The sequence below is a fragment of the Grimontia sp. AD028 genome, assembly GCF_000973155.1.
GTDB classification, from domain to species: Bacteria; Pseudomonadota; Gammaproteobacteria; order Enterobacterales; family Vibrionaceae; genus Enterovibrio; species Enterovibrio indicus.
The window spans coordinates 1-6,971 of record NZ_LASY01000188.1; the positions used below are offsets into that span (position 1 = coordinate 1).

Consider the following 6,971-nt stretch of genomic DNA (forward strand, 5'->3'; position numbering starts at 1 on the left):
GACATCGCCAGGCTTCCAATACAGTCGAAAAGGCCATCCGTAAGGATGGCCTTTTTGCGTTTGTCCTTTATAAAAGCTCTCTTTTTCTCCTTTAATCACCACTCAATTATCCGAATTAACGAGATATGAGATCTCGGCTGCCTAAATCTTCCCAATATTAATTTTTGTTAATGCTGCTAAAAGGTCACGTTAATCGCATTCGCTCTACTCTGACATGGTCATTTTAACGTTCAGAAATGGCCTAACGGATTGAAATGGAAGGAGTGTTAACGTGAATATTTTGGGATATTTGCAACAAGTCGGTAAGGCATTAATGGTGCCGATTGCCGTGCTGCCCGCGGGCGGCTTAATGTTGGGATTGGGCTATGCCATTGACCCAACTGGTTGGGGGGCGAACAGTCCACTGGCAACCATCTTAGTATTTGGCGGGAAAGGGATCATGGATAACCAGGCTTGGCTGTTTGCAGCAGGCGTCGCCTACGGTTTAGCTAAAGATAACAATGGTGCGGCGGCACTGTCTGGTCTTTTAGGACTTCTCATTGTGGAAATGGTTGTTGGGAATATCAATGTGATTTCGCAGATAACCGGTGTTCCTGTCGCTGATATGTCTCAAGCTCAGGTTATTGCCTCAGGGGCTGCGGTAAGTGCCTTTACCGGCATACTAATGGGAATTGTGGCGGCGGTTTTATATAACCGATTCCACAATATTCAGTTGCCGACGGCACTGGGCTTCTTTGGTGGCCGTCGCTTTGTACCTATCGTTACCTCTTTCTCTGCGATTGGCATCAGTATCTTGATGGTGTACGTGTGGCCGACGGTTTATGGTGCTTTGGTTAACTTTGGCGTCGCTATCTCTGAAATGGGCGCAGTAGGTGCGGGTGTCTATGGCTTCTTTAACCGCCTATTGATTCCAGTTGGCCTTCACCATGCACTGAACCAAGTGTTTATCTTTGATCTTGTTGGGATCAGCGATATTTCAAAATTCTGGTCTGGAACCGGTGAGTTGGGCGTGACAGGTATGTATCAGGCGGGCTTTTTCCCAGTAATGGGTTACGGTTTGCCAGCCGCATGTTTGGCAATGTACCACTGTGCAAAACCAGAAAATAAAGCAAAGGTTGGCGGCATTTTGGGTGCTGCTGCGGTAACCGCAATAATCACCGGTGTGACCGAGCCCATCGAATTCGCCTTTATGTTTGTGGCACCTGTGCTGTATGTCATTCACGCCGTACTGACAGGGTTGTCGCTCTTTATTGCGGCGAGCATGCAGTGGTTTGCTGGATTTACCTTCTCTGGCGGTTTGATTGACTTCGTGTTGTCGTTCAACTTGCCGCTTGCCATCAAGCCTTACATGCTGATTGTTCAAGGTCTGTGTTTTGCTGCTATTTACTATGCAGTATTCCGCTTTGCGATCGAGAAGTTTGACCTGAAAACGCCAGGCAGGGAATCGGTTGATGCGAAACAGCAGTTATTACCCGTCGATGATCGCGCTGAAGCTTATGTGTCAGCATTGGGAGGAAGAAGTAACCTTGTGAGCATAGACGCTTGTATCACACGTCTTCGTTTAACGCTGAAAGATGTCAGCCGTATTGACGAGGAAACACTGACCGAACTAGGTGCTCTGGGTGTGGTAAAACTGGGTGATAAGAATCTGCAGGTTATCGTTGGAACAGAAGCGGAGTTAATTGCACAAGCCATGGCAAACGGACATGAAAGTGCTGTTGCTGCAAGCTAAATAATTGCTCCTACTCAGCGTGGGTTCGGATCGGGTCCAACAAGATCCGAACCCTGGTTCCTGGATGATTATCTCGAATCAAAAGACTCGCTTTATGCCGACTGACAACCGCGTCGACTAAAGCTAATCCGAGTCCGCAGCCGGATTCAGTCCGGCTTTTGTCTGCGCGATACATTGGTTTGCATACAGATAGTTTGTCTTCATCGTTTATCCCGATACCATTGTCAGCAACCACAACACCATAGCTATCAACAACCACTTCAATGGTTCCTTGCTCCGGCGTGTACTTCACTGCGTTTTCAATCAAATTAAATACTGCGCGGAATAGGAGAGAGCGATCCCCTTTCAATTGGCATATTTGGTCTTGGCGAAAGGAGAGTGTTTGCTGTTTTTGTTCAATTAGAGGTTGGATAAACTCGATCGCATCTTGAGTCACCAAACTTAAATCGACGCTTTGTTCTTCAATCTTTGTCTCAAGGGTATTAAGTTTGGCGATCTCCAGCATGCTGTTGAACATGGAGAGCAGCAGTTCAAGCTCATCATGACAGGCTCCAATGTCCTTGGCTTGGTCGGGAAGAAGCGTCGGACTATCCAGTGTTTGTTCTAACCTAAGTTTCAATCTGGCCATCGGTGTTCGCATATCATGAGCGAGACCTGTTGTTAGAGAGCGCAAAGTAGCTTCATTCTTCGTCATCTGCTCAATCATAAAGTTGAGATGAATAGCGAGGATGTCAAACTCGTCATCTCTGCGGGAAACGGAGAGCTTTACATCACTTTCCCCGCAGACAAACCGGTTCATTGCAAGGTTCACCCGCTCTAATCTCCGCTGAATTTGAACGCTGAAAGAAAAGGCGACAATGAGCATCAAAGCAATCGGTAGCAAAATGCCAGAGAAGACGATAGGCACAAGTGCATTCCGAAACGCTTCTAATTTGGCAGGGTCTACACGAACTTCTAAGTGATAGTCTGGAGCAAGAGAGATTTGAGTGTTGGATTGAGGTAGTCGGTGCATTGGGTATTCACCTACCTGAATAGATGGACTATCTCTTAATTGGTAATAAAAAAGTCGCTCTGTGGTTTTCTTTGCCGCCAGGAGTTGTTCAACCTCGTATCGGTTGGATCGCGCAGCATATTTAAACTCGGAGATCTCATCATTAAGCTGATCTGTCAGTTGTTCTCTGTGAAAGGCCTCTGAACCCGTGTAAACCTGATAAATGACGACGACATTTATCGAAGCAATCAAGAGAAAAAGTCCCACCAAAGTTCTGAAGACAGATGAGCGGGTTAGTGTGTAGTTATCGGCGAAGAACATAACCTGCTCCGCGCACCGTGTGCAAAATACCTGAACAGCCAGCCTCTTCGAGTTTTTTACGCAGATTCGCTATGTGCACATCAATAACATTGGTTTTAGGATCAAAATGATAGCTCCAAATAGCCTCAAACAGACGCATACGAGACACCACCTGCTCGTTGTGTTCAATGAAATATTGAAGCAAACGCAGCTCTTTGGGCTGTAAGGAGAGCTGGTGATGATGGCATTGGGCGCTATGCGTTTTCAGATTGATCTTGAGACAGTCGTAAACCAGCTCACTAGTAACGGGTTGATGACGATGTGCTCTGTTAATAATGATATCGACACGGGCAATCAATTCAGCAAGGGCAAAAGGTTTGGTGAGATAGTCATCGCTCCCAGCGGTTAGGCCATCCACTTTGTCTTTGACGCTATCTAGTGCACTAAGAATAAGAATGGGAAGCTCGGGCTCTGCAGACTTCAGCGCGGTAAGTACTTTCATCCCATCGAGGTTTGGTAGCATGCGATCGAGTATGACCAACTGATACTGGCTGCTTAGTGCCATCATCAGACCATTCTGTCCATCTTCGGCGATATCAACAGCATACCCATGCTCTTTCAGCGCCTTGGCAATAAAGTCTCTTGTTGTACTGTCGTCTTCAACGATAAGTATTTTCATGTCCCCTCCATAGGTGCATGAATATCTTACGTTTTACTCATTGCACTACTTAAAAATAAAAACAGGCTCGCACTGAGAATGCGAGCCAACGCCAGTTTGGGGGAACTGTAATTTTCTAAATTCGCCAGTCTGCAAATGCTGACGTGGAAATAGCTTAGCGAAGATTGAATTAACCGAGGGTGGATGAATGGTTAATTATTGTTAAGGTTAGAAAATTAAGCCCGTACTGTGCTTGATATGCCAATTCTGCCCACAATAAAAAACGCCTTGGTCATTAATGACCAAGGCGTTGTAGTAAATAAATAAGCGGATCGTTATTTCACCTCAGCAATTCGGCTTGAGCGATCTCCTGATACGGTGCGGATAAGTGCACTAGTCACTGCAGGCGCTTGATTCGCATCATAGGCTTGCCAGCTTTGACCATTGTCAACGGAGTATTCAATCGCAAGACCCGGGAAAGCACTGTTCGCTTTTAATACGCCAGCTTCGATGATGCCGCCAGGTACTGGCAGGTTAAAGGCGATCCCACCTTCTTCCAGACTAGGCATGATGTTTTTCGCAACAAGGTTTGCAAACTGATTGTAGCCAGCATTGCGTGCCGCCTCATCAACCAACTTGCCGTCTGCATCGTGAGCTTCCCATGATGCCGCGTGCCAAGCACGCTCTGCCAACGCGATTGCACGAGGGAAGGTCATGCCTTCGAACTGCGCTTCTGTACGGATAGTTTCACTCCAGATAGAGCCCTGAAGACCCAGAACGTTTTCTGGACGCTCAAGCGTTTTCACGCTTGCTGCGTTGAGCACTTCTTCTTTAGTGATTGGCGCGCCAGCACGGGTAAAGTCGGCATTCGCGTACAAGTCATCTGGCATAAAGCCGAATGACTTACGGGTGTCAGTGAAACGTGGAGCCCAGTAATAACCGCGCTCTTCTGGATCTGGCTCATGCGGGTGGTCGAAGTAGAAGTGAGTTGCTTGGTTATAAATCACGCCATAGCCATTGTTGGCAAGATTGTAAGCGCGGTCTGCAACGCCCCATTCCCAGATGTTCTGCCATGCATTACCCGTCACCTGCGCGTTCACCATTTCACCACGTGGGTAAACTTTGTTGTTGTGCATCAGGCCATCTTCCCAACCACCCAAATCAAGGTTGTGGCTAGCCGTAATGGCAGAGATACGTTCAACGAAGTATTGGCTTAGCTCGTCAATGGTAGAGATGCCATGGCTGTTATTCGCAAGGAATGCCTGACAGACAGGAGAGTCTTTCCATGCGCCAGCGATTTCATCACCACCAAAGTGGAAGGTTTTGAGTGGCTGAATATCCTGATGAAGCGCAACCAATGAACCAACAACGGTATCAACGAAGTTGTAGGTTGATTCCATACAAACGTTCATGGCGTTATCAGTGAACATCTGTACGGACAGGTATTCTGTGGTGTCGTCAGGATCGCTCAGGCGGAACTCATTGGCTTTGACCAAATCACCTTGCGCGGCAAATTTCTCAAAGCGTGCGTCCATCGCTTTGATAGCGGCGTGCGCGTGGCCCGGCATATCAACTTCAGGGATCACCTCAATGCTTAGCGCTTTAGCAGCGGCCAGGATTTCCTTGTAGTCAGCTTGGGTGTAGAAGCCATTGGATTCGGCTGTGCCATCAGGGCCAGCACCAAGGAATGGCAATACACACGTGGTTTCAGTAAGGTCATGACAACGCTTTGAGCCAACATCAGCGAGTTCTGGCAGCTCTGGGATTTCAATACGCCATGCTTCATCGTCACTCAGGCGAAGGTGAAGTTTATTCAGTTTTACCGCAGCCATCTGGTCGAGTAATTCCAGTACAGATTCTTTGCTGCGGAAGTTACGTGCTGCATCAATGGAAAGTCCACGATAAGCAAAGCGCGGGGCATCGGCGATCGAAGCTTCAGGCACTGTGCCGTTGTCTGTTAATTGAATGAGTGATTGTGCAGCATACAACGCTCCAGCGGCATCAACAGCGTTGATCTCAATCTTTTCCTCAGCCGATGAAACACGTAATTCGTATGCTTCTTCCCACTTAGCTTTTCCGTCAATAGTGACTTGGCCCCAGCCAACATGAATCACTTTGGATTGGTTTGGAGACCAAGGCGCTGCGGTTAAGCCAAACTGTTTAGCGATAAACTCAGCTTGGGTCTGATAGCCATTGTCGTAAACAACCACCCAAGATGGGTCCAAGGTTAGTTCGCCTTCGCCCAAGATAAGGGAAGCAGGTGTAGGGATAACACCCTTTGTGTTAGCTATCTTGCTGAGATCACTGTTTTTCGCGTAGCGATCGGCAGCCGTGAACGGGTCGTAGAAATCGGTGATGCTGCCGCCATAGCGCTTCCACTGTAGCTCAGTGTCAAAATCGGACACGAAAGGTAGCTCTTCACCTGGCTTAGTCGGCACTTCACCATTGATGGTGTTGCTTGTGCTGGCAATCAGAGCAGTATCACCACTGTCGGAAACCAGATACCAGTTTGGCATAACGTCGGTTTTCGCGACTTGCCAGAACTCGGATAAGAATTCGATATCAAGTGACTGTCCCGGTGTGAGGGGAGAAAAAGAAGCAGTAGGTTCGATCTTGAAGATATCACCGTTAACATGAGAAACCTTAAGCGTGTCTGTTGCTAAAGGTTTGATCATGCGGATATGGCTGAAGTAAATAGCCCATCCTGACGATGGCAGCGCCGTTGCGCTGTCATTGGTGAGAGAAATGACACCTTTGAACGTACGCCACTCATCTTGCTGGTTATCGATGACTGAGTACGTCAGGTCGAGACCTTGGCCCAACTGAGTTAACTCCTGCGAAGAGACTGCATAACTCGGTGCCGCCAATGCTCCAGATACAGCGGCCGCCAATAAAGCGTGTTTTAACATCAGTTTGCTCCTTTAATTTCTAACGCGAAATAAATCATAGAAGAGCATAACGATGAAAAAAGGCAGGGTAATTAGTTGCGGGGGAAGACTTTTTCTTTTGCAACTTCGGTCATCGATTGACGCTGAAATGGGGGGGCATTTCAATATATTGTTTTCGTTGACCGCACAATGTACAGAAAAATGGCTATACATATCGTTAAATATGCGCTCTTTATTTTTCCCCGTTAAATTATTCAAATTTCATATTTTCAATATCTTGTTTTGAAGCAAAGGTTCGCCTTGGATCAAACTAGAATGAAATGTTGTGACTAGGTTTTCATATTAATTTTTGCATTCATGATGAGATATATACCTAAACAATCTGAAGATGCTCGCATTCAG

Annotated in this window: 4 protein-coding genes; 1 reads left to right on the forward strand and 3 read right to left on the reverse strand. The window is 47.0% G+C overall.

Annotated elements, in window-relative coordinates; all coding sequences use genetic code 11:
• Window positions 1-271 precede the first annotated feature (271 nt).
• Window positions 272-1,732, forward strand: a complete 1,461-nt coding sequence (nagE, locus tag RN22_RS24160; protein WP_046308482.1) for an N-acetylglucosamine-specific PTS transporter subunit IIBC — start codon at window positions 272-274, stop codon at window positions 1,730-1,732.
• Window positions 1,733-1,742: 10 nt separating this feature from the next.
• On the opposite strand, the gene RN22_RS24165 is transcribed toward nagE, so the two are convergent.
• The 3 genes from RN22_RS24165 to RN22_RS24175 all read right to left on the reverse strand — a co-directional run bounded on the left by RN22_RS24165 (window position 1,743) and on the right by RN22_RS24175 (window position 6,590).
• The gene (locus tag RN22_RS24165; RefSeq protein ID WP_046308483.1) at window positions 1,743-3,044 is read right to left on the reverse strand and encodes a HAMP domain-containing sensor histidine kinase; all 1,302 of its coding nucleotides are present in this window, start codon (window positions 3,042-3,044) and stop codon (window positions 1,743-1,745) included.
• On the reverse strand, window positions 3,028-3,702 hold the full coding sequence (locus RN22_RS24170; RefSeq protein WP_046308484.1) for a response regulator transcription factor: 675 nt from the start codon (window positions 3,700-3,702) through the stop codon (window positions 3,028-3,030). The genes RN22_RS24165 and RN22_RS24170 overlap by 17 nt, the downstream gene beginning before the upstream one ends.
• A gap of 314 nt (window positions 3,703-4,016) precedes the next feature.
• Window positions 4,017-6,590 (reverse strand): family 20 glycosylhydrolase, encoded by a 2,574-nt coding sequence (locus tag RN22_RS24175; RefSeq protein WP_082111466.1) that lies wholly within the window; start codon window positions 6,588-6,590, stop codon window positions 4,017-4,019.
• Between the last annotated feature and the right edge of the window lie 381 nt (window positions 6,591-6,971).